The organism is Streptococcus sp. SCPM-O-B-23252 (M501), assembly GCF_058200355.1.
Map to the genome: position 1 here is coordinate 190726 of NZ_JBYQGS010000002.1, position 23884 is coordinate 214609.

The following is a 23884-nucleotide window of genomic DNA, read 5'->3' on the forward strand; positions in this document are numbered from 1 at the left end:
TTTGATAGACTTAAGCAAGTATTGTTAGCTTATTTCTTAGCAGCAAGGTACTCATCGTATTGTTTTTGGATTTCATCCAAGACTTTTTGGTAGGCACCTTCTGATTTCAATTTTTCAAGCATCTTAGGAATTTCAACTTCAGGATCTACTGTACCTGTATTGATGGCACTTGTGAATTGGTTCAAAGTGTTTGTAAGGGCAGTGATTTCTGATTTCACGTTTTCAGTGTTGAAGATGAATCCAAGTGCTGGAGATTCTTTTGCAGTTTCCAAGTCTTTCTTAGATTGTGCAATTTGTTCATCGGTTACGTTTTCGTTGATGTAAAGGATCCAGTTGTTACCAGTGTTCCATCCTGACATGTGAGTGTTTCCGTTGTAGCCATCCAAGACTTTCACACGGTTTTCTTTACCTTCAACTTTTTCCCAGTTCTTGCCTTCTGGACCATAAACAAGACCGTTCAATAGTTCTGGGTTTGTGTTCAAGAGGTTCAATACTTCCATTGCTTTTTCTTTGTTCTTAGAGTTGTTTGAGATAACAAAGTTTGCAACTTGAGTAGTGTTGTTCTTCTTGTAAAGTTGAGTGAATGGTTTGATCTCGATCTTACGGTTTGCTACACGAGTAAGCAAGCTGTTACCGTAGTCAGCAGGTCCTACTGTTTCTTCACGTACCAACCAAGTATCTTGAGAAAGGTCATATCCAGTGTTGCTTGTAGCTACGTCTTTTGGAATGTAGCCAGCTTCATAGTATTTATGAAGAGTCTTCAAGTTTTCAACATAACGTGGGATTGTATAACGGTCAACGATCTTAGTTGTGTCACCTTGCAAATCGACAACGAATGGAAGTCCATCTACTGCGATGTAATCGAAGTCATCAGAAGGTCCACCGTAGCTCTTGTTCATTGCGAATGGAACAACGTTTGGATCTTTTTCTTTGATCGCTTTCAAGACTGGTTCAAGAGAAGCATAGTCTGTGACGTTTGAGATGTCGATACCATATTTTTCAAGAAGTGGTCCGTTGAAGGCAAAGTTTTGTGAAGATGCAACGTTGGCTGCAACTGGAACTGAGTAGATCTTACCGTTGACAGTATTCCCTTTGATGTAAGCAGGGTCAAGTGCTTCATAAAGCTCTTTTCCTTCTTTCTTGTACAAGTCTGTCAAGTCAGCGTAAGCACCTTTTTGAGCGTTGATGACATAGTTGTTTGCGAAAGCAATATCGTAGCTTTCACCAGATGAGATCATAACGTTCATCTTCTTGTCGTAGTCACCCCAACCAAGGTATCGGATGTCTAATTTAACGCCAGCTTTTTCTTCGATGATCTTGTTCGCATTTTCTAACAAGGTATCCAAGTTATCCGGTTTGTCACCGATTTGGTACATTTTGATAACTGTTTTACCGTCTTCACTCTTAGATGATTTTTGGTTATCACCTGTCAAGTTACCACAAGCAGCAAGAGTTGCTCCAAGTGTGAGAACGCTAGCAGAAGCTAAAGCATATTTTTTCCAATTTTTCATGAGAAAAACTCCTTTTTTATTTTTCTTTATTAACATTATGAAGGGTGGGTGAGAAAAGTTCGCTTACTCTTTCACACCACCGATGGTCAATCCTTTTACAAAGTAACGTTGGAAGAATGGATAGAGGATAGCGATTGGAACTGTTGCCACCACCACCATGGCCATCCGTCCAGTTTCCTTAGGAAGGGATTGGACTGCACCAGCGATTTGGCTAGATGCACCGACGGATTTAGAGATGTAATCCATATTATTTTGGATTTGCATCAGCAAGTATTGAAGGGGATAGAGGTTTTCACTCTTGATATAGAGGAGAGCGTTGAACCAGTCATTCCAGAAGGCGAGGGCTGTGAAGAGACTGATGGTAGCAATCCCTGGGAGAGAAAGTGGCAAACAGATCTGGAAGAAGATCCGTGTCTCACTGGCTCCATCTATCCGAGCAGACTCAAGAATGGCTTCTGGGATCGTCCGTTTGAAGAAGGTCCGCATCAAGATAATGTTAAAAGGACTCAATAACATCGGAATGATGAGGGCTCCAACGGTATCTCCTAAATGAAGCAACTGAGTGGTAACGATATATCCTGGTACCATCCCTGCACTAAAGAGCATACTCAAGAGGGCAAAGACAGTAAAGAAGTTTCTGTACTTAAAGGTTCTACGAGAGATCGCGTAGGCGTAGGTCGTTGTAATGAAAACATTACATGCTGTCCCTACAATCGTTACAAACAAGGTAATGAAGAGGGCTTGAAGAATCTTATCCTTAAATTGAACAAGGAAAAGATAGCCATCTGTACCGAATTTAGCAGGCCAAAATTGGAAGCCGTTAATTGCCAAACTTTGTTCATCTGTCAAGGAAATCATGACAACGAAGATGAAGGGCAAGATACAGGATAGAGCAACCAAGCCGACGATGCTACTAAAGAAGATGTCTGCTTTCTTACTGAAGGAGTGGATCCCAACATTATCAACTTTTTCTTTTTTAATTTTTGATTTTGCCATGGTATCCTCCTTTCTAGAAGAGCGCTGCATTCTTATCAATCCGACGTGCTACAATATTAGAAAGTAAAACGAGAATCAATCCGACAACTGATTGGTAAAGACCAGCCGCTGCGGCCATCGCAATATCTCCTGATTTAGCAAGTCCGTTGTAGACATAGACATCAATTACGTTTGTCACACTATAAAGGGCACCTGAGTTATGTGGGATTTGGTAGAACAATCCAAAGTCAGCACGGAAGATATTTCCGATGGCAAGGATGGTCAAGACCGTAATCAAGGAAGCCAACTGAGGAATGGTAATGTGGCGGATTCGCTGCCACTTAGATGCTCCGTCCACTGTTGCGGCTTCGTAGAAGGTTGGGTCAATCCCCATGATGGTTGCATAGTACATAACACTGCTATAACCAAAGCCTTTCCAGATTCCTAAGAAGAGGAGAAGCGCTGGCCAAATGGCAACCTCTGTATAGAAGTTGATTCCTTTCATCCCAAGTGATGTTAAGATATGGTTAATCAAGCCTTTATCGACGTTTAAGAAGGCATCTGTAAAGAAGCTGATGATAACCCATGACAAGAAATAGGGGAACAACATTGATGTTTGAAACACTTTAACCAACCGTTTGGAACGCATCTCACTAAAGATAATGGCAATCCCAACGGAAACAATCAAGCCCAAGAAAATAAAGGCAAGGTTGTAAAGGACGGTATTTCTTGTAATGATATAAGCATCTTTAGAACTAAAGAGAAATTTGAAGTTATCAAATCCTACCCACTTACTCTTCATTACACTATCAATAAATCCCTCTCCGGTGATATGATAGTCTTTAAATGCGACAACGTTTCCCAAAACAGGTATGTAGAAGAATAAAATCAACCACGCTGCACCTGGTAAAACCATCAAGAAGAAAATGAGATTTTCTCTCAAGGTCTTAACAAACTTTTTCATCTGACTCCCCCCTTTGTCATTTTATTTTTTTGGTAACGTTTACATTTTTTATTATAAAACTCTATGAAAACTTTTTCAAACTCCTAATTATAGAAAAAATTCTACAAATTTATGACATAGCCTTAAAAATGGAGAAAAAAGGAGAAGAAATTCCTCTTTTCATAGGAAATCCTTCTCCTCCTTAAAATTCATTTTCTTTAAAGACAGCCTTTTGGATTAGGTCGTATAAATGGTTGAAGCTGTCGCAATAGTATGCCACTGGTTGGCCGTCGTCGCTGCGAAGTCCTTGTCTCCGTAGAAATCATTAAATGGCAGGATGTCTACTTCTAGTTCGTCGATACGAGAGATTTCGCCTGCTAGGTAGTTTTCAATGCGGCTTTCTGCGCGCTTGATGCGTTGCAAGAGCCCACCCATACGAATGTCTACTGTATCCAAGCCAAAGACCTTGTTTTCTTTCAACCATTGGTGGCTAAAGAGAGCATGGAAGTGTTCAATCTGGCTTCTGAGGTTTGGCAATTCTTCCCTAGCAATTTGTTGCAAGCTCTCTTTATCACCTTTTTGATAGGCTTGACGAATGCGTCGGCCCACATCCACTTTACTGCTTAAAATCTGGTTCAACTGGGCCTGAGTTTCGAAAAGATAAGAATAAGTGCCCGCTTTTTCTTTAATGTCAGAAAGAATCTCAGCTGCTTGGGCAAAGTGTGGCTTGTCCTGTTCAGGTGTCATGTGCTTGTCAAGGATTGGGCAAAGAACATCCTGATAAAAGACATAGCGGTTAGGATTGATCCCACTGAGATTAGCTGGTAGGTCTGGCAAGAGATTGGCCAGATCCAGCTGCATAAAGTCCTCAACAGATAGACCTGTATTAGTCTTGAAGTGAGCTGACAGACGTTCTAAATCATTGCGGTAGCTAAGCTCTGCCCAGATTTGCAAGCTTGGCAGAATAGAGAACTGGGCTGTTTCCCCACCATTGTCCCCCCAACCCGTCACGATGACTTCCTTGATTTGATTGGCACGGCAGGCTTTGTTGGCTTCAAGAGCGATGAGACGGCTGAAATGGTTATGAGGTGTAAAGCCAATCCACTTCCAAGCACCACCTGCAAAGGCGATATCCTGGCTAATCTTGTGGTGGTTACTGAAGTTACGATTGTATTTTTCTTCGCTATCCTGATAATAATCCCAGTAAACCAAGGTCACACGGTCTTTGAGACGGTCTAAGTAAACACGAGTTTCTTCTGGAATTTCGACATCACGGTCGTACTGGCCATCTGCTGACATGAGTTTGAAGAACATATCGCTCCACATCTGGCAGTGGAAACCATACTTGTCCGCAATATCCAGCACGCGCTCCAAGTGTTGGCACATGAGGAGGCTGCGGTCAACCACACCGTTTAGGATAAGGTAACGTCCCAAACCAACCAGGTGAGCTTCATCCATCCCGATATTGACCTTGCGAGTTTGTAGCTTAGACAACGTCGCAAACATACCATCAATCAGCTCGTAAACTTTTTCTTCGCCAATAAGGAGAATATCCTCTACATCACGGAGTTGCTGGACTTCTTTGACACCCCATTTGACAAAGGCTGATAAGTGAGCCAAGGTTTGGATGCATGGAACAAAAGTCATGTCAAACTGCTGGGCGTAGCTTTCGATTTCCTGTAACTCTTCAGCTGAGTATGCTCCACGGAAATAACCAAAGTAAGGTTGTCCCTCAATCTGATAGGTGTCCTCCATATATAGCTCAAAGATTGAGTAGCCCATGAGAGCCAAGACTTCAATCATCTGTTTGGCAGATGCAACATTTAGAACCGCATTTCGCGAACAGTCCGCCATATAGGCCAAATCTTCGTAAGCTGCCTGTTCCTCAATCTCTACCTTGTCTCCTTCTGCTAAAGCTGTTGCCAGCACAGACAAGGCGCGGTAAAGTTGATGCGGTTTGCGGTAGGTCAATTGATACTGTCCACTCTCACCCTTGATAGAGATAGAAGCTTGGTCAGACTGAGCAACCGCCACTTCTACATCTGGTAGAGAAATGTGATTTTTTAATACTTCGATAGATTGTGCTTGTTTGGGACTAAGTCCTGTAAAAGTTACCATTGGTTTTCCTCCTGTAACCAGTTGACAAGGGCACCGTAGAGATTGGCATCTGCCTGGTAGGTGCAGGCTTGAATGACTGGAGCGATGGTATATTCTTCATATCTTTCCACAAAGGTGTCTACTGCTTTTTGAACCCCTTTGATAAAATCAGGGTTCTGACTGATAGAGCCGCCTAGACTAATCACATCTGGGTCAATCAGGTACTGGATATTGAGCAGTCCTTGAGCAAGATTACGGTTCATGCGCTCAATGGCTTCCTGGCAAAGGGCATTGCCGGCTGCTGCCTCTTGGTACACCTTGCGGCCGTCCCAGTCAGTCTGACCAGATTTTTCGATGACATAGCGAACCATATTTCCTGTAGAAGCGAGTTGCGACCAGTTGTTGAGCTTTTCTGCCGGCTCGATGGTGGTCATGTAGCCAAACTCACCTCCCAAACCATGACGACCACGGTGTAGCTTGCCATTGATGATCATGGCCCCACCGATCCCTGTCCCAACCACGACACAGGCTGCATTTTCAATCTCAGGATGAGCTAGCAGTTCACTCAGTCCGACACAGTTAGCATCATTTTCTAGATGGACAGGAAGTCGGTGATGAGCAAGAACCTCATACCAAGAAAAACCATGAATGTAAGGAATGGCACTGATTCCTTCAATCACCCCGGTTTCTTGGTTAACAGCCCCTGGCACACTCATAGCAATCCCACGGTAGTCACGTTCTGACAAGCGTTGCTCCAACCAAGCTAGCAACTCTTCCAGAGTCTCTGGCGTTGGGGTGCTGGCCTTATCTAAAATTTTTCCATCAGGAGTGATACTGGCAAACTTAATCCCAGTCCCTCCGATATCAATCGTTGCAAGGGTCATAGCTTTTACCTGTAAAAAGGAGCGAGTCAGCAATCGATTCTTACTTTGTCGCTCCTCCTTTCTTGTTATGTTTACTTTTTGAAATTAAATTTCTTCTTTTTTGATCAATTCTGTACGAATTTCTTGTGGTGCCAATAGTCCTGAATGAACTGGATATGGGCGTTCCAGCAAGTCAAGAATGGTTTGTTGTTTGTCAGACACGCGAACATTTTCTTGGCTCATGTTGTAGTAACGAAGGACGTAACCTTCTTCATTCTCAGCAACTTTAAAGGCTGTTGGGCAGACTTGTGGCAAATTCAGTGCTGGATGGTTGAAGAGACTACCTGTTGCTGCAACGCTACCCTCTTGTTTTGCAACTTGAAGAGCTGTAAATGGCACTTGGAAGGCTTTGGCACGACGAAAGGCTGAGAAACGATCCTGAGCCTGATGGCATTCTACTGCAAACTCAACTTCGATAGCTCGCAAGCACTGGGCTTCTGGTGTTGGGAAGTAGCCCCAGTCACCGAGTTCCCCTGAAGCACGGAGAAGGGTTACAGCTATGGTGTCGTCTCCAAGAATTTCGTATTCATGCAATCCTTTGTTGGCTACGGTCACTCCTTTAACATCATCATACAAGCTGACAAAGGCTTGTTGGTGTTGTGGATTTTCAGGATTTTCCCAAGAAGCTGCTGGTTTATTCGGCCGTGTCACGACCTCATAAATGCTTTCCGAGTCATTGCTTGGACGAGTGTTATGAGTTTTGACCAAGAGACGAATGCGGTGATCCTTAGCAGTATTGGTAAAGCGCGTCTTGAAGCGAATTTGCGGGTCATCCACAAAGACGGTCATCACTGTTTCCAACGGAATGGTTGTCAGCTCTTCTGACCGTCCTGCTTCTCGGTTCATAAACTCGATAATGCCTCTTTGTTCCGCATCCAATTGTTCATCCGCGCTGACTGGGATGGTCAAGTCATGCTTGAGCAAGATTTTGGCATAGCGAGCATTATTTTCCAAGACCTCATGAGCTTTCAGCTCCGCATAGATGGGTTCTGTTCCTTTTGGTTGGAAGTAAATGTATTCATTGCCAATATCACCGCGGTCTTCGAAGCCAAGGAAGTCCTCATAAGCCTCATTGGTCGTCTTGTCGTAAAGGGTCAAGCCATCATCAATACTGAGGGTTACGAACGGCGTATCGAGAACCCCATTTTGGTAAATCCCATCATGATGGGAAGCTTTTCCTTCCAAGAGCTGGAAGGTGGTCCAAGAAAGAGGCGCTAGGTGAACCGGAACCGTCACGCGCACTTGACGCGCAATATAGGGTTGGCGGAATTTATCCTTAGGCAGGGTATAGCCAAAGCTTGCCCCCAAGTCTTCAATCTCCGCCTCTACAAGATGACCCTCTAAATCCTCTACGTGATAGTCTGGCAAGGTCAAAGCGGCCATTTTCTTGAAGCCCTCTGTCGGATGCAATTCCTTAAATGGACAAACCGCTACATCGACAATCGTGCTGACAGTGTCCACCTTGCTATGCAAGCCAGTGTTAATAACTGTAAAGAGATGCTCACTCTGAGCTTTCTGAGTCGCGAGTTTATCTTTCCATTCATTCAGAAGGTTGGTCTTGACAAAGTTTCCAACTTGGTTGACCTTGGCAAAACGAACTTCCATTTCACGGTGAACTTCGTCAATACTACAACCACAGATACTATCGTGTGGCGCATTTTGTAAGAGCATCTTCCAGGCATAGGTCAATTGATCCTTGTGATTGTGGCCACCTGTAAGGATGGTCAAAGGTTCCACCACTTGCTCTAGCAAATTGCTGTTTTCTTGAAAGGCTTGTTTGAGATAAACACGTGAAGAAGAGGTATTAGCAAGTGTGTACCAACCATCGGTTTCCTGACTGGTCAATTCTCCCGTAACCGTTGATAATTGTTCAGGAAGCGCACTTTCCACTGCTTGCACATAGTCATCAAAGGAACTATGGATAAAGGTCACATCAGGGAAAAGCTCATTGGCCACGCGAATAGCTTCACTCAAGTTCCGTTGAACCGGTTGGTGGTCGCAACCGTTCATCATCAACCATTGGTTGGTCGATGCATAGTCACGAACGTCTGCCAATTTTTGTTTCCAGAAAGCCAAAGCTTCATCTTTATCCACTGGAATTTCATTCCCATTACTGTACCAGTTAGCAAATAGAATGCCGAGTACACGGCTACCATCCGCCCCTTGCCAGTACATTTCAGAAAATTGAGAGGTAAACTGCTCATCTTCGAGAACTTGGTTGTCAAATCCGATCGGCTTCACTCCACGCCCAAAGGCTGCTACGTGGATCCCTGATTTTTGAAGGATTTGAGGAGCTTGTCCCATATTTCCAAAGGTATCAGGGAAGTAACCAATTTGAGTTGATTTGCCCCATTTGGCACATTCAGCCTGTCCAATCAAGGTATTGCGGACATTGGCTTCACTAGAGATCAGGTAATCATCCTGCAAAATATAGAAGGGACCAATCTTGAGCTTGCCCTCGTCGATATAGCGCTGTACCTTGTCGCGATTTTCAGGGCGAATTTCTAAATAGTCATCGAGGACGATGGTTTGTCCATCCAAGTGGAAACTTTTGAATTCAGGGTCATTTTCAAAAAGATCAAAGAGATTGTCAAAAAGTTCCACCAATTGCATGCGGTGACTTTCAAAAGGTAAATACCACTCACGATCCCAGTGGCTGTGAGAGATAATGTGTACAACAACATTTTCCATGAGTAAAACCTCATTCTAACTTAAATTTTTAATGTTTTAAATATAAACTTGTGATTCTAACAAGAATCAGTGAAGCTAAAGCGTGCTCCTTATACTCAATGAAAGTCAAAGAGCAAACTAGGAAGCTAGCCGCAGGTTGCTCAAAGCACTTCTTTGAGGTTGTAGATAGAACTGACGAAGTCAGTAACATATATACGGCAAGGCGAAGCTGACGTGGTTTGAATTTGATTTTTGAAGAGTATTAGCGGATATCCAAGTAATCCAAGACTAATTCACAGAACATCATGTTGGCCCAAGAGAACCATTCACGCGAATATTTGGTTGGATCATCCACGTGGAAACTTTCGTGCATGACACCTGTTCCACCATCGCAGGCAACCAACTGATCCAGCAAGAATTTCTTCTCAGCTTTATCTGTAGCTGTTAAACCTTGGATCGACAGGGCAATCGGCCAGATATAGCGATAGAAGGTATGAGAACTTTCGAGTCCGCTTGCGTACTTTCCTTCATAGAAGTAAGGATTTTCAGGGCTCAAAATAGTCCGACGAGTAGCTTGGTAGACCTCATCGTCGATCGCGCAGTAGCCAAGATAAGGAGCTGCCAACAAGCTTGGTACGTTTGGATCATCCATGATGCTAACATTTCCCAAACCGTCTACCTCAAAGGCATAAATTTTCTCGCCCTTACTATTTGTAGTGTAGGCGTAATTTTCGATTCCTTCTTGAATCTCAGCCTGCAGGCGTTTTGCATCTGCAATGATACTCTCACTATCGGCTAGATTCAATGCTGCAAAGATTTCCTGGACATAACCCAAGACAACCACTGCAAACATATTTGACGGAATTAAGTAGCTATACTGACAGCAGTCATCACTTGGACGAAAGGCTGACCAGGTCATCCCTGTCACAGCAAAGTCAGGCCCAAAGCCGTCATTTACCAAGGTATCTTCCTTACGATCGGTATCACGGACGAAACGGTATGGTGAGTTATTGTGGTCTTGCTCCACTGTCCAGAGATGAAGGATTTCCTTGGTCGCTGTGACAAAGGTTTCATCAAATTGGCTAGTCTCACCAGTTTCCTTCCACAGGAGGTAAGCCAATTGCAAGGGATAGCAAAGCGAGTCCACTTCATACTTACGTTCCCAAATCCAGCCATTCAAATCGGTGTGGTCAGTCTCGTGGTGGCCTTTCCAGTTCTCCTCAATATTAAAAGAGTTAGCATAGGGATCCTTGAGGATCAAGGTCATCTGGCGCTTGACCAAACCAGCAATGGTCTGGCGCAAACGAGGGTCTCTTTTTGCCACATGAAGATAGGGTCTCAATTGAGCCGTTGAGTCACGCAACCACATAGCTGGGATGTCCCCTGTCAACACAAAGGTTGACCCATCTTCTAAAATTTCAACTGTATTATCCAAAGTGTCTGTGTAGCAACGCTCAAACACATCCACCCACTCCGGGTACTCCTTGGCACGTTCTGCTACTTGGTCCAGCCATTCTCTGACGATTTCTTTTGAATAAGTCATTCCTTTTCCTCACACGTATCGATTCTTTCCTATTCAGTATAAAAGATTTCAGATGGGAAATACATACGCAAATTATAGCCCTTTTTCTACAAACTTTTCTAGTTTTGAAAAAGACTTTCCCATTTGAGGGGCTTCTGCTAAAATAAAGAAAGAAAAGGGCTTGAAGGCCCTAGTATGACACAGGAGGTCCCGCATGAAGACCGATATTACTCATATTGATACCCGCTTAGGAACAGACAATCACTCAGCTTATTCTAACGGCAACACCCTTCCTTACACAGGAGTTCCTTTTGGGATGAATTATTTCCTTCCACAGACGACACATGAACAGGACGCTTGGTTTTTCAACCCCAACCTTCCTATCTTTCAAGGTATTCGCTTGACCCATCAGCCTAGCCCTTGGATTGGAGATTTTTCCTGGTGTCTCCTCACCCCACTAACAGACATTCCGACTCAAGAAGACCTCTATTTCAGACAGAGCAGTTACCGGGTCCAAGAAGCTGTCTTTCAGCCCCATTATTTAGCTCTCACCTCAGAGCGCTATCAAGTCCATACAGAGCTGACACCCAGCCTCTACGGGGCCATTCTCCGCTTTAGAGGGCCGTCTGCACTTTCACTGGCCATTCATTGCCCCAATGGACTAGCTGAAGTAGAATTCGGAGAAACGAATCTACATTTCTACATCCTAGACCAAAATCATACCGACCAACAAACCTATCCTTTCTATCTTCATGTCGAATTTGACCAAGCCATCACTCGCACTCACTGGCTAGGACAGGATTTGATCCTAGAATTTGACAGCCCTACCCTAGAAGCTCGATTAGGCACTTCCTTTATCAACCCTGAGTTGGCCGAATCTCACCTTCCTACAGCTAGCTTTGAAGAGATGAAAGAAAAAGCGAGCCGCAAATGGCAAGAGCTAATGGACCGATTTGAAATTTTAGATACGGGCGGAGAGGATCGAACATTTTTCGATCACTGTCTCTACCGTAGTCTGCTCTTTCCTCAGACTTGTTATGAAGTAACCCCTGAGGGGAAAGCAGTCCATCGCGATTTCGCCCACAACCGCATTCAAGAAGGAAAATACTTCACGAGTTTGGGCTTCTGGGATCTCTTTCGGACCACCTTTCCTCTCTATAGCCTAGTCTATCCCGAGCTTTACCAGGAATTTCTCGAAGGCTTCCTCAGCCATTACCGAGATACCGGTTTCCTCCCTAAATGGCTAGCGCCGGACGAAAGAGGCATGATGCCTGGAACCCTCATTGATGGGGTCATTGCCGATGCCATTCAAAAAGGCCTAGCTCCCGACCTCCACACGGAGCTTTTTGAAGCCATGCTAGATACAGCTAGGAAGGAAGACCCAAATGGTCATTACGGTCGACGAGGAGCTAAAGAATACAAGGAATTAGGCTATCTATCCACTGACTATCACGAAAGCGTGAGTCACACCATTGACTTCTCCTATAGCGATTTTTGTATCGCCCAAACTGCCCAGCTACTTGGCAAGGAAGAGTTGGCCAAAGAATATGCCCAGTCTAGTCTTTCCTATCGAACCCTCTTTGATCCAGAAACAGGTTATATCCGGGCCAAAGATAAGAAGGGCCATTTCAGACCAGACTTTTCCCCCATCAGTTGGGGACGCGACTATGCAGAGTGCTCTGCCATTCAGGCAACCTTAGGCGCCCTTCACGACATCGAGGGCCTCAAGCAACTCTTTGGTGGAGAAGGAGGATTTACCCACTACTTAACTCGACTAGCCACTCAAGCACCGCATTACGAAGTGACGGGCTATGGCTACGAAATTCATGAAATGAGTGAGATGGCCCAAGCTCCTTTTGGACAAATTGCCATTTCAAACCAACCGAGTTTTCACATCCCCTATCTCTTCCGCTATAGCCAACACCCGGAATACACTAGCATCCTAATCCAGGCCCTTCGCAAGGAAGCCTTCCAGCCAAGCTTTCAAGCCTATCCAGGAGATGAAGATAATGGCAGCCTATCCTCCTGGTATATCTGGTCGGTTTTAGGACTCTATCCAACTTGTCCAGGCAAGCCAGTCTATGACCTAGGGATTCCCCTCTTCAAACACTTGCACCTCTTTCTCCCTCAAGAGAAAAAATGGCTGCATATCCATAGCACAGCTCACACAGCCCAAGCACACTTTCTTCAAGATGCTTCTCTTGATGGAAAAAAGGTCGACAGAGTGAGCCACCAAGACCTCTTGAAAGCGGAGAAGCTAGACTTCTACCTTTCTTGGCTCCCTAAAATCTAAAAAAGAATGAAGAGTAGGACACTCTTCATTCTTTTTCATTACACATATACTAGCTAATTCCCAACCTTATAGAGGAAAGAACCTTGTTCCGTAAAACTGTACATCCCAGTTCCGGTCCAGAGACGGTCCTTATTAACATCAGAATCATCATGGAAGATGACTTCTCCATTTTCGTCCGTTTGGTCATCAATCGTAAGCCCGGCAGGGATGAATTCCATCAAAAATCCTCCTGTAACTCCTCCGTAGACTCCTCCTGAAACAGTTCCATAATCCGTCAAGGAAAGACCATAAGACTCATATTCGTTAGAGACCAAACCATTTTGATCAAAGACGAGTTTATTCCCCTTATCATCTTTCCAGACACCAGCTACACTACTATAATCCCCTTGAGCGATTGCTTCAATATCCATCTTTGTTTTCTCTTTCTTATCACTCGAACTCTCAGCTTTCTTTGTTTCACTAGTAGCTGAGCTATCCTTCGATTGACGAACTGTACTTTCTTTACTTTCAGATCCTGTCTCCTGCTTTTTATCACCACAGGCTCCAAGGAAAAACAGTAGAGCAGAAATCAACAATAGCAAACGATACTTTTTCATCATGAATCTCCCCATATTCAATCTATTCTATAAGCCTAATTTTATCCTTTTTCTAGCAATTTGACAAGTTTCTGTTACTATCAAAAAAGGAACCAACTGGTTCCTTCTCTAATTGATTAATGGGCCAACATTTCCTGCGCAATTTCGAATCCGGATAGGTCACTTGGGTAGTAAGTAGGCCAATTTTCCAATTCCTTATAAAGAGCCTCTTGGCTTTCCCCACCGAAGAAAATATGGAAGTGAGCTGCCTTATTAGGAGCAATTTGATGGTCACTGAATTGAACATACTTGAATTCACCCGCATTCGGATCAGTTGCTTCAAAGAGATACCGCACTCCACGATTCCCTTTTGTATAGTTTAGCGTATGCTTCCCAGCATAGCGGTATTCGAACTTCTTCTCTTCGCCATTCTTATAGAAGGTCATGGTTTTGTCTGTAATGACAATCCGGTCGACATCTGTTTTATAACCTGTGGTGTAGTAGGCTTTATACTCTTCAACTGTTTTGGACTTGGTTAATTTAGCTTTGTAGTCAAAGACTTGATCCAAGGTTCCATCTTTTAGATAAGGATACACAGACTGCCAATCACCTACATAGTCTGAAAGAGTTCGGTCCTTAATAGCACTGTCCTCAAAGTAGCCATTGGCTACTGTTTTGGTGTCTTCTTCCTCTTCTGGAGCGATTTCTTTTCCAGCTTGAATTGTTGTTAACTCCAAAGATTTGAGGTTGGCTCCCATGATAGAGATGTAGTCTTCACCATCTTTCATCTGCTCATCTGTCAAGCTCTCTAATGGATTCAAAACAGCTAGATCCACACCGGTTTCAGCAGACAAGGTTTTCGATAAGGATTTAGAAGCATTTTCTTCAAAGTAGATGACCTTGATGTCATTCTTCTTGATGTACTCTGTCAATTCACTCAAGCGAGTCGCAGACGGTTCACTATCTGGTGACAAACCTGAAATAGAAACTTGATTCAAGCCATAGTCCAGGGCCAAATAACGGAAAGCTGCGTGTTGAGTAACAAAGTTTTTCTGTTTCGCTTCAGATAAGCTCTTCGTATAGCTGTCATCCAATTTTTTCAACTTGGCAATATAGGCATCCGCATTAGCTGTAAAGCTAGCCTTTTTATCTGGGTACTGTTTCACCAGTTGATCACGAATCGTTTCCACCATTTTAATGGCTCTCTGCGGAGAAAGCCAGACATGGGGATCGTACTCATGATGGTGTTCTTCCCCTCCCTCATGGTCATGCTCTTCTTCGCCACCTGGTAAAAGCAGCATATTCTCCGTCGCTTTGACAACCTTGGTTTTCTTGCCATCCATTGATTTCAACAACTGAGGCACCCACGTTTCCATGTTCTCGTTCTCATAGACAAAGACATCTGACTCTTGGATCTTTGCGCGACCCTTGGCAGATAATTCAAAATCATGGGGTTCCGAACCAGACCCGATCAAGAGCTCCACATCTCCCTCGTCTCCAACGACTTGCTTAGTAAATTCATAGACAGGATAGAATGTCGTCATGACTTTCAATTTTCCTGACTGATTTTGACCACCACTACAAGCTACTAAAAGAAGACTACAAAAGGCTAACACCAGCCATGCAAGTTTTTTCATAAGATCACCTATTTTCTAAATTTAACAAAAAGATTTGAGAGCAAAAAGAAGGATACAAATAAGAGGGTAATGGTCGCACTAACCGGTGTATCCGGATAATAAGAAAGAATGAGACCACTGACCATCCCTACAAAACCAATGACCACTGCCAAAAGCATGACTGAACGGAAGGTTTTTCCTAGCTTTAAAGCAATACTAGCTGGCAAGACCATGATGGTAGATACCAACAAGGAACCCGCAGCCGGGATCATCAAGGCGATAGCCACCCCTGTCACAATATTAAACAAGATAGACATGAGACGCACGGGTAAACCATCTACATAAGCTGTATCCTCGTCAAACGTAAGAATATACATCGGACGAATAAAGAGAACCGTCAAACATAAAACAATCGCCGCTATGACAAACAGAGCTAGCACTTGCTCATCGGTAATGGTCAAGGTAGAACCAAATAGGTACTGGTCCAAACTCATGGAGCTTTTACCGCCACCCTTCATGATCACCAAAGCCAAGGCCAAGCCCGTCGACATGAGAATCGCTGTCCCTATTTCCATGAAATCTTTATAGACTGTTCGTAAGTACTCTAAAAATACAGCCGCTATAATCACCACAATGACTGTAGAAATAGTCGGGGAGAAACCAAGGAAAAGACCAAAAGCAACCCCTGATAGAGAAACGTGACTCAGCGTATCACTCATCAAGCTCTGGCGACGTAAAATCAAAAATACACCTAAGATAGGAGAGAAGAGACTCATAGCAACCATCGCCAACAAAGCCCGTTGCATAAAATCATACTGAAAGAGACTAAGCATGGTCCTCACCTCCATCTTTCTCATGGACATTAAAGCAACGCCATTGAGAATTTTGTTTTCTCACCAGGTGAATATTGCGATCTGCGTAATGACTCACCTCTTCAGGATCATGCGTAATCATCAAAACGGCCTTCCCATGATGATGGGCACTGTGGTGCATCAATTCATAAAACTCATCCTTACTACCAGCATCCATCCCAGTAGTCGGTTCATCCAAGACAAAAATATCTGGATCAGACGCAAACATTCGTGCAATGACAGCCCGTTGTTTCTGGCCACCGGATAGAGCCCCTAATGGTTTATCACGATGCTCTAACATCCCAACAGCAGATAAACTAGCTAAAATGTGCTCCTCATCATGATGATTTAACCGACGAAACCAACCCTTACGAGGATACCGCCCCGATTTCACAAACTCATAAACAGAACTGGGAAAGCCAGCATTAAAGCTTGCAATTTGTTGGGGAAGATAGGCAATTCGTAATTTTTTACCAGTTACATTTTCCTTAGCAATTTCAACAATCCCTACTTTTGGTTTTAAGATGCCAAGACTTGCCTTAATCAAAGTAGATTTGGCTGCGCCATTCTCACCAGTCAGCGTCACAAACTCCCCGCTGTCCAAGTAATAATTCACACCTTCTAGAACAGGCTCTCGATCATAATAAAATGAAAGATCTTTAACAGTGATATAACGCATTAACGAAGATCCTCCAATAAGCGGGATAAAAATTTAGAAATAACCATTTGTTCTTCTTGAGAGAATTCGCTCAAAACTTGATTATAAACAGCCAAAGTATGATCATGATGATGAGAATGTTCCTCAGCAACTGGACGCCCCAAATCTGTTAAACGGTACAAAACAATCCGAGCGTCTTTCTCATCTTTTAGAGCTTCTAACATCCCAAAAGAAAGTAATTGTTTAACAGCCTTAGTAACAGCAGCTTGACTAACATTCAACAATTTAGCAAGCTCAGAATTGGAATAATTATTCTTTGATAGTAACATTAAAATGTGTTCTTGCGTATTGGTTAAAGAAAACCCACTCGTACAAGAACCAATCAAAACTTCATGCTGATTCTCAGAAATAAGTAAAATAGAATTTAAAAACTCATCAATCTGATTAGCGACTTTCATACGTACTTCCTTTCTATTAACCAGTAAATACTTTACCGGTTAATTATAACACAGTAGAAGAAAATAGTCAAAGTGTTTTCAGAAAACAATGACGAAATATTCTAGTAATTCATTAGTAACTCAGCACCGAAACTTCAACAAATAAAAGAAAAAGACAAGGTCCGAAAACCTTGTCTTTAATACTATACCGGCGGCCGGGGTCGAACCGGCACGTCCTTGCGGACACTGGATTTTGAGTTCCATAACTACATTATTTAAATCTTACAACCTTGATTTAATAGGGTTTTAAGCCTTTTGAATCTTGCAAAATAGACTCATTTTTCAAATTTTTGTAACTTTTTGGTAACCCCGTTAAAGACACGGACTCATGCCCCAGATAAAGATAATTCAAATTAGATTACGTCTATCTATTTACTTACCTTTTATTTACTTTAATTCCTTTATCTCTTTTAGAATACTAAAAATATAGAAACTAAATAGAACTATATCTAGGAAATCAAACAAAAAGAAGCTTCTTTCCCCTAACAAGGAGGATATGGAACGTTATGTAGTTATCTTGTTTAAAGATTATAATTTCGTAAGTCGTTCTACCACACTCAACTTCCTCATAGTCATCCGAATTCCAAATTTCTTTTCAAGATAATTTGTGTTTAAACGTTTTTTTCGAGCATCACGTGGTAAATATAGGTAACAGCACTCGTGACCACCATAGAACTCTTCATCTCCAAAATTCTCTCTACTAAGTTCTGTTAGAGTACTTTCGGGAATCTCTTCGTTAGTAAAAACTAGATGAATACGAGAACTATCATAAGTATTATCAAATGGGTTTTCTTGAATAGCAATCTCTAATTGATTAATTTCTTTGATAATTATTGATAAATCAGCTCCAATTTTATCCAAAATCGTATCATGAACTAACTTTCTGATTTCTTCGTCAGATAACTCTGATTCTAACAGTATATTCCCACTCTGAATATATGTTTGAACATTTAAAAAACCAACTTCTGTTAGGATTTCTACTAAATAAGACATTTTGGGAATTCTATTGGTACCTGTTGGTGTTACTCCGCGAAGGAGAATAATCTTTTTCATACTAATGTCCTTGTGCATCTTTTTCTAAAGAGTTCATCATTTCAAAATAATAATGAGCATCCCCCGTTGAAAAATAATTAAACCATGCTTCTACTGTAGATTTTGAATATAGGCCTAACTCCTCGACAATGAGCTTAGTCCATGATAAAGATCCGGCTGAGCTAGCGGTAATAAGCTTTCCATCTTGAACTGCAATCTCATCTTTATAATAATCCTGCCCTCGATAATGTTGGCTCATCTGGGTTAAAAAGAATGAAGCATTACTTGTATGATATCGATTATCTAAAATTCCTTTTTCAGCTAATCCCAAAGTAGCGCCACAAATAGCTCCAACTAAAATATTTTCTTGCAATAGTTTAGAGGCTACTTCTAAAACATCATCTTGCTCATTATCCAACCAAGTATCACCTCCAATAAGCACTAGCGCAGCTGCATTTGCAGTATCTAAATCATATAGATTAACATCTGGAACAATTGTCATGCCTCCAGCAGTTTTTATAGACTTTTTCCCTTTAGAAACTGTTACTAATTTTACTTTAGCTTCTCCTAACATTGACTGTAAGCTTAGCGCCTGCATTAAATAGCCGTGTTCGAAATCAGCCATAGTATCTTGAATATACATATAAATATTTTTCATCATTCTTACTCCTCTTTGATAAATGATCGAACTATTAATTGTTTTTATTGTATCATATTTTATGTTTCGCTGTAATACCAATATTTTTTACTTCATCAGTAAAATAGCGATTTTTAGACATTAAACAACCTACGGAGGCTCACCGTAGGTTTGTATTTATGTTATCAACTTATGCAACGTTTCAACCACTTGTCCTCAATACCACTGTGCTCCCGTTTAAAAGCAGAGTGAAGGATAATGACAAATAGTACCAACATCTAGAATGAATTTAGAAACTAAAAACAAATCATCAATCTGCATTAAAATAATCATAAACCTCTTTAAAAAGGGTATGCAATATTTCTTGCTCCTCTTCATCTAAATTATATTTAGAGACTAGCTCGTCCATATAGTCAAATGCAGTGAAATGATTTTTTATCCCATGCATGACAATAGCAAACTTCAGATCATTTAGATCTGTTTTATTAAACTCTTTTAATTTTTTCAAATCAATTTTAGTGATTGGATGCGGGACAACATCTAGAGTACTGTAAGTCGTTTTTCCTAATAAATAGTCGGTCGTGGTATCAAATAATTTTGCTAATTTGACAACCGCTTCTAAATTAGGCTCTAAAGTTCCGTTTTCCCAACGAGAATAAGTACCTTGTTGTACATCAATCATCTCAGAAACTTGTACCTGTGTTAACTTCTTACTCTTTCTCAGTTCCTTAAGACGATCTCCAAAAGAATTATTACTAAACATTGTATCCTCTTTAATATTCGATTCTGTATATTTTAGCTTGACAAAGTATTCTAAACGGTATAAAATAGAATTATTCCATAAGGAATATTTATTTTAAGATTAAATATTCCATTGAGAATATTATAGCATAAAAGGAGGTAAAAGCGTATGTAATTAGTAGTCGATTTAAAAAATTTTAATAAAGGAGGTAAGATTCGACAAAATAAAAAAATCTTGAAACAAATGTGCCGTTCGTTCCAAGATCAAAACATATTATGTAACAATTATACCACAGAAAACTCTTCAGTTGCACAAGAAAATTTCGGAGGTTTCACAAAAAGATGACCAATAAAGAGTTAGTCAATCAAATTTCTGGCCTAAACTCTACCTCTACTCTTAAAAATTGGATTCAACTGATTAAAGAAATAAGTGGCAAGGAATTTAAAAAAATTAAAATTCCTATCAGTAGAAATCCTAGAACTCATCAATTAAGTTATACAGTTGCCTATGACTTTACAGACGAAGACCTTAGACAATTTCAAAAGTTAGCTAACCTAAAACTTGAAATAGGTCTAAAAGAGGCTATACAAGCCGTATTTGGGAGTCTAGCAGACAATGAGCATGAATCCCTAAACCAAGTAATAGATGAGCTCTACGATGAACTGAGCGCCTTAAAACAGGAATTTAAGCGAGAAATACGACTGATAAAAAATGAGAATGCCAGTCTAAAAAAGAAAATCCAAGATATTGAAGAGTCGATGCAAACCGGCTTACTAGGGTTTGTTCAGAAGAGGTCAAAAAATAGGTTCGGCTAATAGCGAGTTTTCGGCTGAGCCATGAGGCAGAAAGCCGAAAATGAGCGTAGATGCGGACGGACCATTTTTGACCGATAGGGTGTGTAGTAACACCACCCTCTGCAAGTTAGGTGTACCATCGAAAGAATTCAGTATTTCCAAGGGTTTCGGAGATTTTAAGGGTGGCAAAATTAGGCAAAAAGTTGAATCAAAATCTATGGCAAAAAATGAACATTTACGTTCTGTATTTGACTGGATTCAAATTCAGTTTGATAAGACTGAATTTTCGCCAAGAGAAATAATCGAAGACATTCTATTTCTTGATTATGACCTATTTATTGAGAATAAAGGGAGCCTTAAATACTATAACTATGATAGCCAGCTTCATCATGGGAATATCCGTATCTACTATGGAGCGAAAGAGTCGTCCTACATGCTTGTCATGTCAGGACAGGCACTCGAGTTCTTTAGAGATATGGTATTAGATCCAAATAGTCTGTCCGAAAGACAGTTTCTGAACAACCTCTACTACAATTACAATCAGTTTTCAGTAAGACGAATTGATATTGCAATAGATGATTTTAATGAAACACCCTACTTCACTCCTAATCAGCTTCTAAAGATTTGTCAGAAGAAACGCTTTATATATGGAAAAAGCACTTACTACAATACCTACGGAGATGAAACAATCGGTCAAACCTTATATTTGAGAAAACCCAATGATGATGAAAGACTTAGAATTTACGATAAACGCTTAGAACGAGCTGAGAAGCTCGGCATCAGCAAGCGTTATATAGAAAATTGGATAAGAACTGAGTTAGAACTTAGGAAAGAAAAAGCTCACTACTTCATTCAAGAATGGTTGCATTCAGAAATAGATCTTCTCAACTTCACCAAGGGATATCTCAAAGAAAAAGTGAGATTCTATAGTGATAGCCGTTTCTCAAAACCTTTGAGATCTTGGGAAAAGTTTTTAGGTCACTCAAAACCTATCTCTATCATTATTTCAAAACCAAAAACAGAACTAGAACAAAAATTAGAATGGTTTACTTATAAAGGTTCAGGGGCTATTCTAAAAGCGTATAAATTTCTATACGACAATAATTTACTGCATGAGTATGAGAAATCTAACTATCTCGCACTCAACAATATGGAATATCCACCAGATTTAGCAAGTGGATTAATAGAAAGGGCAATTCTCTTTAAAAGAGAGGATTTAATCCCTACAATCAAAGAAAATATCAAAAGGAGAAATTAACTATGGCAAAAATGCTTTCACAAAATGACTGGAATTTTAATAACATTGGAACAAAATTTGAATTGGATGAAGTTATTCCAAAATTTGAAACGGAAGTCCGAGCAGATGCAAACGGAGAAATTATCAAAAACCGAGATGGTAGCGAAAGACGTTTTAATACCGATAAAATCATTGGTTGGAAATACAATGTAACTATCAAGGATGGACAATTCAAAAAGAAATCAACCCAAGTCTCAGTAGACAATCCCGAAGCTTTAGTCGATAATGACTATATCCAAGCGATGGATCAAGTACCAGTTACATTTGACAATTTACAAGCCACTATGATTAGTTCAACGATGTATTACAAGGCGGATGCTATCCATTTAGTAGATGTAAAACAAAAATAAGTATCAGACAAGGGGAGTTAATCCTCCCCTTACTTAATCTGAATAGAAAAGGAGATCATATGATTAAAACTGTAACAAAAGATGACCTTATCGAACTTGGATTTGCTCCAGGAACTGCAAGAAAGATTATCCATACTGGCAAATTACTATTAGTGAATCGTGGTTTTAATATCTACGATAACAAACGGATTGGTACAATTCCAGCCAGTGTCGCTGAAGAATTACTAGGAATTGAACTCCAGAAAGAAGCATAATGAATGACTATTCGTAAAACTAAAAGTGGTAAATGGACTGTTGATGTTTCTAACGGTTTCCACCCAGTCACACAAAAAAGAATACGTATTATTCGTAAAGGATTAAAATCTAAAAAGGAAGCCCTAGAACTTGAACAACATATTAGAGTTGTAGAATTAAAAGAAAAACAATTTGACTTTGTAGTAACAACGGATATGTTATTCGACTTACTTGAAGAAGATGATTTGAAAAATGGCAGAAAAGTAAGCTACACAAGTACACAAAGAAACAATTATGAGCGTCATATTAAGCCATATTTTAAAAAAACAAATTTAAATAAATTAACGTATGACCATATATTCGAATTTCGTGAATACCTAAAAACAAAACCTAAAAAACAAAATGAAAATGAAGTTTTAAGCTATAATACAATTAATAAAGTTCTAATTCTACTTAAAAAAATTTTTGATACTGGTATAAGAAAATCTCTCATTGATAAAAATCCTGTTGAGAATTTGAGAAAATTACCAATTAGGAAGCCTAATATTCAATTTTGGAGTATAGAAGAATTCACGAGATTTAGAGAACTTATTCAAGATGATGAAATAAGCTATGACCTGTTTTTCGTAATTGCTTTCTTTACTGGGATGAGAATGGGAGAAATACTCGCTTTGAACTGGAATGATATAAATCTTTTAACAAATACAATTTTCGTTACCAAAACGGTATACTTTGTAAATAATACAAGCTACATTAATACAACAAAAACACGATCAGGAACTAGAAATATTACAATCAATCAGAAATTAGCAGAAATGCTAAAAGATTGGAAAGAAAAACAAAAAGAAAAACTTAAGGAATTTACCAAAAATACTGACGAACTACAAATAATACAGAGTACACCAATAACTATTACAAAAAATATGATTGATAAAAAGTTTAAGCAAATACTAGAAAGGGATAAAGATTTAAAGAGAATAAGAATTCATGATTTAAGACACTCTCATGCATCATTACTTATAAATCAAGGGGAAGATTATCTTGTTGTTAAAGAAAGATTAGGACACGCATCTATTACGACAACAATTGATACTTATTCACATTTGTACCCTAGCAAACAGAAAACAATAGCTAATAAACTTGATGATTTATTTTAAAATGGAAAAAATTGGTAACTCGACATACAACAAAGAAAAAAAGACAAGGTCCGAAAACCTTGTCTTTAATACTATACCGGCGGCCGGGGTCGAACCGGCACGTCCTTGCGGACACTGGATTTTGAGTCCAGCGCGTCTGCCAATTCCGCCACGCCGGCAAAGTATAACTGGGGTAGCTGGATTCGAACCAACGCATGAGGGAGTCAAAGTCCCTTGCCTTACCGCTTGGCTATACCCCAATAATATAAAATAGGCGAGTGATGGGGATCGAACCCACGCATGCCAGAGCCACAATCTGGTGTGTTAACCACTTCACCACACCCGCCATATTCTTATACACGGGCAGTAGGAATTGAACCCACACTGAAGGTTTTGGAGACCTTAGTTCTACCTTTAAACTATGCCCGTAAAGGATGGAAGGGGAGGGATTCGAACCCCCGAACCCGAAGGAGCGGATTTACAGTCCGCCGCGTTTAGCCTCTTCGCTACCCTTCCGAATAATATTAAATT

The 23884-nt window shown here is 40.8% G+C and carries 21 protein-coding genes and 5 tRNA genes; 6 read left to right on the forward strand and 20 right to left on the reverse strand.

All coding sequences use genetic code 11. From position 1 onward, the window contains the following. Window positions 1-29: 29 nt before the first annotated feature. The 7 genes from AC3E6G_RS07280 to AC3E6G_RS07310 form a co-directional block, all read right to left on the reverse strand. Window positions 30-1511, reverse strand: coding sequence for an ABC transporter substrate-binding protein (locus AC3E6G_RS07280; RefSeq protein ID WP_490700739.1), 1482 nt, complete (start codon window positions 1509-1511; stop codon window positions 30-32). Between the two features lie 63 nt (window positions 1512-1574). Continuing rightward, on the reverse strand, window positions 1575-2507 hold the full coding sequence (locus AC3E6G_RS07285) for a carbohydrate ABC transporter permease (RefSeq protein WP_048789467.1): 933 nt from the start codon (window positions 2505-2507) through the stop codon (window positions 1575-1577). Between the two features lie 13 nt (window positions 2508-2520). After that, the gene (locus AC3E6G_RS07290) at window positions 2521-3450 is read right to left on the reverse strand and encodes an ABC transporter permease (protein ID WP_023022063.1); all 930 of its coding nucleotides are present in this window, start codon (window positions 3448-3450) and stop codon (window positions 2521-2523) included. Window positions 3451-3666: 216 nt separating this feature from the next. After that, window positions 3667-5547, reverse strand: a complete 1881-nt coding sequence (locus AC3E6G_RS07295; RefSeq protein WP_490700740.1) for a beta-N-acetylhexosaminidase — start codon at window positions 5545-5547, stop codon at window positions 3667-3669. Next, entirely contained in the window at window positions 5541-6410 is an 870-nt protein-coding gene (locus AC3E6G_RS07300) for an ROK family protein (protein ID WP_125329731.1), read from the reverse strand. The genes AC3E6G_RS07295 and AC3E6G_RS07300 overlap by 7 nt, the downstream gene beginning before the upstream one ends. 84 nt (window positions 6411-6494) lie before the next feature. Continuing rightward, window positions 6495-9140 (reverse strand): alpha-mannosidase, encoded by a 2646-nt coding sequence (locus tag AC3E6G_RS07305; protein WP_048789465.1) that lies wholly within the window; start codon window positions 9138-9140, stop codon window positions 6495-6497. Window positions 9141-9381: 241 nt separating this feature from the next. Continuing rightward, window positions 9382-10662: a glycoside hydrolase family 125 protein gene (locus tag AC3E6G_RS07310; RefSeq protein WP_490700741.1), complete on the reverse strand. Its 1281-nt coding sequence runs from the start codon at window positions 10660-10662 to the stop codon at window positions 9382-9384. Between the two features lie 193 nt (window positions 10663-10855). Between AC3E6G_RS07310 and AC3E6G_RS07315 the strand changes: the two genes are divergently transcribed. Continuing rightward, the gene (locus AC3E6G_RS07315) at window positions 10856-12934 is read left to right on the forward strand and encodes a GH92 family glycosyl hydrolase (protein WP_048789464.1); all 2079 of its coding nucleotides are present in this window, start codon (window positions 10856-10858) and stop codon (window positions 12932-12934) included. A gap of 53 nt (window positions 12935-12987) precedes the next feature. Here the strand turns inward: AC3E6G_RS07315 and AC3E6G_RS07320 are convergent, their stop codons facing one another. The 8 genes from AC3E6G_RS07320 to AC3E6G_RS07355 form a co-directional block, all read right to left on the reverse strand. After that, window positions 12988-13533, reverse strand: coding sequence for a DUF6287 domain-containing protein (locus AC3E6G_RS07320; protein ID WP_048789463.1), 546 nt, complete (start codon window positions 13531-13533; stop codon window positions 12988-12990). 113 nt (window positions 13534-13646) lie between these two features. After that, a complete protein-coding gene (locus tag AC3E6G_RS07325; RefSeq protein ID WP_048789462.1) occupies window positions 13647-15146 on the reverse strand; it encodes a zinc ABC transporter substrate-binding protein AdcA in 1500 nt (499 codons plus the stop codon). A gap of 8 nt (window positions 15147-15154) precedes the next feature. Continuing rightward, window positions 15155-15958 (reverse strand): metal ABC transporter permease, encoded by an 804-nt coding sequence (locus tag AC3E6G_RS07330; RefSeq protein ID WP_023022055.1) that lies wholly within the window; start codon window positions 15956-15958, stop codon window positions 15155-15157. Continuing rightward, a complete protein-coding gene (locus AC3E6G_RS07335) occupies window positions 15951-16655 on the reverse strand; it encodes a metal ABC transporter ATP-binding protein (RefSeq protein ID WP_048789461.1) in 705 nt (234 codons plus the stop codon). The genes AC3E6G_RS07330 and AC3E6G_RS07335 overlap by 8 nt, the downstream gene beginning before the upstream one ends. Then, complete coding sequence (locus AC3E6G_RS07340; RefSeq protein WP_048717496.1) at window positions 16655-17092, reverse strand: zinc-dependent MarR family transcriptional regulator; 438 nt, start codon at window positions 17090-17092, stop codon at window positions 16655-16657. The genes AC3E6G_RS07335 and AC3E6G_RS07340 overlap by 1 nt, the downstream gene beginning before the upstream one ends. Before the next feature lie 567 nt (window positions 17093-17659). Beyond that, complete coding sequence (locus AC3E6G_RS07345) at window positions 17660-18184, reverse strand: DUF1697 domain-containing protein (protein WP_061853397.1); 525 nt, start codon at window positions 18182-18184, stop codon at window positions 17660-17662. Between the two features lies 1 nt (window position 18185). Further along, window positions 18186-18821 (reverse strand): DJ-1/PfpI family protein, encoded by a 636-nt coding sequence (locus AC3E6G_RS07350; protein ID WP_032913075.1) that lies wholly within the window; start codon window positions 18819-18821, stop codon window positions 18186-18188. A gap of 289 nt (window positions 18822-19110) precedes the next feature. After that, window positions 19111-19563 (reverse strand): helix-turn-helix domain-containing protein, encoded by a 453-nt coding sequence (locus tag AC3E6G_RS07355; protein ID WP_061853398.1) that lies wholly within the window; start codon window positions 19561-19563, stop codon window positions 19111-19113. Between the two features lie 320 nt (window positions 19564-19883). Here AC3E6G_RS07355 and AC3E6G_RS07360 point away from each other — a divergent pair, with 320 nt between their 5' ends. Genes AC3E6G_RS07360 through AC3E6G_RS07380 form a run of 5 tightly spaced genes read left to right on the forward strand, consistent with a single transcriptional unit; the run spans window position 19884 to window position 23374 of the window. Next, complete coding sequence (locus tag AC3E6G_RS07360; protein ID WP_490700742.1) at window positions 19884-20357, forward strand: hypothetical protein; 474 nt, start codon at window positions 19884-19886, stop codon at window positions 20355-20357. 40 nt (window positions 20358-20397) lie between these two features. Further along, complete coding sequence (locus AC3E6G_RS07365; RefSeq protein WP_490700743.1) at window positions 20398-21594, forward strand: replication initiation factor domain-containing protein; 1197 nt, start codon at window positions 20398-20400, stop codon at window positions 21592-21594. Window positions 21595-21596: 2 nt separating this feature from the next. Then, complete coding sequence (locus tag AC3E6G_RS07370; RefSeq protein WP_001096844.1) at window positions 21597-21983, forward strand: hypothetical protein; 387 nt, start codon at window positions 21597-21599, stop codon at window positions 21981-21983. A 59-nt stretch (window positions 21984-22042) separates the two neighbouring features. Next, complete coding sequence (locus tag AC3E6G_RS07375) at window positions 22043-22237, forward strand: DUF3173 domain-containing protein (RefSeq protein WP_000598356.1); 195 nt, start codon at window positions 22043-22045, stop codon at window positions 22235-22237. Between the two features lie 3 nt (window positions 22238-22240). Continuing rightward, a complete protein-coding gene (locus AC3E6G_RS07380) occupies window positions 22241-23374 on the forward strand; it encodes a tyrosine-type recombinase/integrase (protein ID WP_490700744.1) in 1134 nt (377 codons plus the stop codon). Window positions 23375-23448: 74 nt separating this feature from the next. Here the strand turns inward: AC3E6G_RS07380 and AC3E6G_RS07385 are convergent. The 5 genes from AC3E6G_RS07385 to AC3E6G_RS07405 all read right to left on the reverse strand — a co-directional run bounded on the left by AC3E6G_RS07385 (window position 23449) and on the right by AC3E6G_RS07405 (window position 23869). Next, window positions 23449-23532 (reverse strand) — tRNA-Leu (locus AC3E6G_RS07385). Between the two features lie 9 nt (window positions 23533-23541). Beyond that, window positions 23542-23613 (reverse strand) — tRNA-Gln (locus AC3E6G_RS07390). A gap of 13 nt (window positions 23614-23626) precedes the next feature. Beyond that, a tRNA-His gene (locus AC3E6G_RS07395) sits at window positions 23627-23699 on the reverse strand. Between the two features lie 12 nt (window positions 23700-23711). Further along, window positions 23712-23782: transfer RNA gene (locus tag AC3E6G_RS07400), tRNA-Trp, on the reverse strand. Between the two features lie 6 nt (window positions 23783-23788). Then, window positions 23789-23869, reverse strand: a tRNA-Tyr gene (locus AC3E6G_RS07405). Between the last annotated feature and the right edge of the window lie 15 nt (window positions 23870-23884).

Excerpts from the sequence above, each read along its gene's own strand:
- AC3E6G_RS07285 (WP_048789467.1), bottom strand. The coding sequence starts at position 2,507 with ATGGCAAAATCAAAAATTAAAAAAGAAAAAGTTGATAATGTTGGGATC.
- AC3E6G_RS07365 (WP_490700743.1), top strand. The coding sequence starts at position 20,398 with ATGAGCGTAGATGCGGACGGACCATTTTTGACCGATAGGGTGTGTAGT.
- AC3E6G_RS07360 (WP_490700742.1), top strand. The coding sequence starts at position 19,884 with ATGACCAATAAAGAGTTAGTCAATCAAATTTCTGGCCTAAACTCTACC.
- AC3E6G_RS07380 (WP_490700744.1), top strand. The coding sequence starts at position 22,241 with ATGACTATTCGTAAAACTAAAAGTGGTAAATGGACTGTTGATGTTTCT.
- AC3E6G_RS07355 (WP_061853398.1), bottom strand. The coding sequence starts at position 19,563 with ATGTTTAGTAATAATTCTTTTGGAGATCGTCTTAAGGAACTGAGAAAG.
- AC3E6G_RS07290 (WP_023022063.1), bottom strand. The coding sequence starts at position 3,450 with ATGAAAAAGTTTGTTAAGACCTTGAGAGAAAATCTCATTTTCTTCTTG.
- AC3E6G_RS07345 (WP_061853397.1), bottom strand. The coding sequence starts at position 18,184 with ATGAAAAAGATTATTCTCCTTCGCGGAGTAACACCAACAGGTACCAAT.
- AC3E6G_RS07305 (WP_048789465.1), bottom strand. The coding sequence starts at position 9,140 with ATGGAAAATGTTGTTGTACACATTATCTCTCACAGCCACTGGGATCGT.
- AC3E6G_RS07330 (WP_023022055.1), bottom strand. The coding sequence starts at position 15,958 with ATGCTTAGTCTCTTTCAGTATGATTTTATGCAACGGGCTTTGTTGGCG.
- AC3E6G_RS07335 (WP_048789461.1), bottom strand. The coding sequence starts at position 16,655 with ATGCGTTATATCACTGTTAAAGATCTTTCATTTTATTATGATCGAGAG.
- AC3E6G_RS07320 (WP_048789463.1), bottom strand. The coding sequence starts at position 13,533 with ATGATGAAAAAGTATCGTTTGCTATTGTTGATTTCTGCTCTACTGTTT.
- AC3E6G_RS07310 (WP_490700741.1), bottom strand. The coding sequence starts at position 10,662 with ATGACTTATTCAAAAGAAATCGTCAGAGAATGGCTGGACCAAGTAGCA.
- AC3E6G_RS07350 (WP_032913075.1), bottom strand. The coding sequence starts at position 18,821 with ATGAAAAATATTTATATGTATATTCAAGATACTATGGCTGATTTCGAA.
- AC3E6G_RS07375 (WP_000598356.1), top strand. The coding sequence starts at position 22,043 with ATGATTAAAACTGTAACAAAAGATGACCTTATCGAACTTGGATTTGCT.
- AC3E6G_RS07340 (WP_048717496.1), bottom strand. The coding sequence starts at position 17,092 with ATGAAAGTCGCTAATCAGATTGATGAGTTTTTAAATTCTATTTTACTT.
- AC3E6G_RS07315 (WP_048789464.1), top strand. The coding sequence starts at position 10,856 with ATGAAGACCGATATTACTCATATTGATACCCGCTTAGGAACAGACAAT.
- AC3E6G_RS07280 (WP_490700739.1), bottom strand. The coding sequence starts at position 1,511 with ATGAAAAATTGGAAAAAATATGCTTTAGCTTCTGCTAGCGTTCTCACA.
- AC3E6G_RS07325 (WP_048789462.1), bottom strand. The coding sequence starts at position 15,146 with ATGAAAAAACTTGCATGGCTGGTGTTAGCCTTTTGTAGTCTTCTTTTA.
- AC3E6G_RS07300 (WP_125329731.1), bottom strand. The coding sequence starts at position 6,410 with ATGACCCTTGCAACGATTGATATCGGAGGGACTGGGATTAAGTTTGCC.
- AC3E6G_RS07295 (WP_490700740.1), bottom strand. The coding sequence starts at position 5,547 with ATGGTAACTTTTACAGGACTTAGTCCCAAACAAGCACAATCTATCGAA.
- AC3E6G_RS07370 (WP_001096844.1), top strand. The coding sequence starts at position 21,597 with ATGGCAAAAATGCTTTCACAAAATGACTGGAATTTTAATAACATTGGA.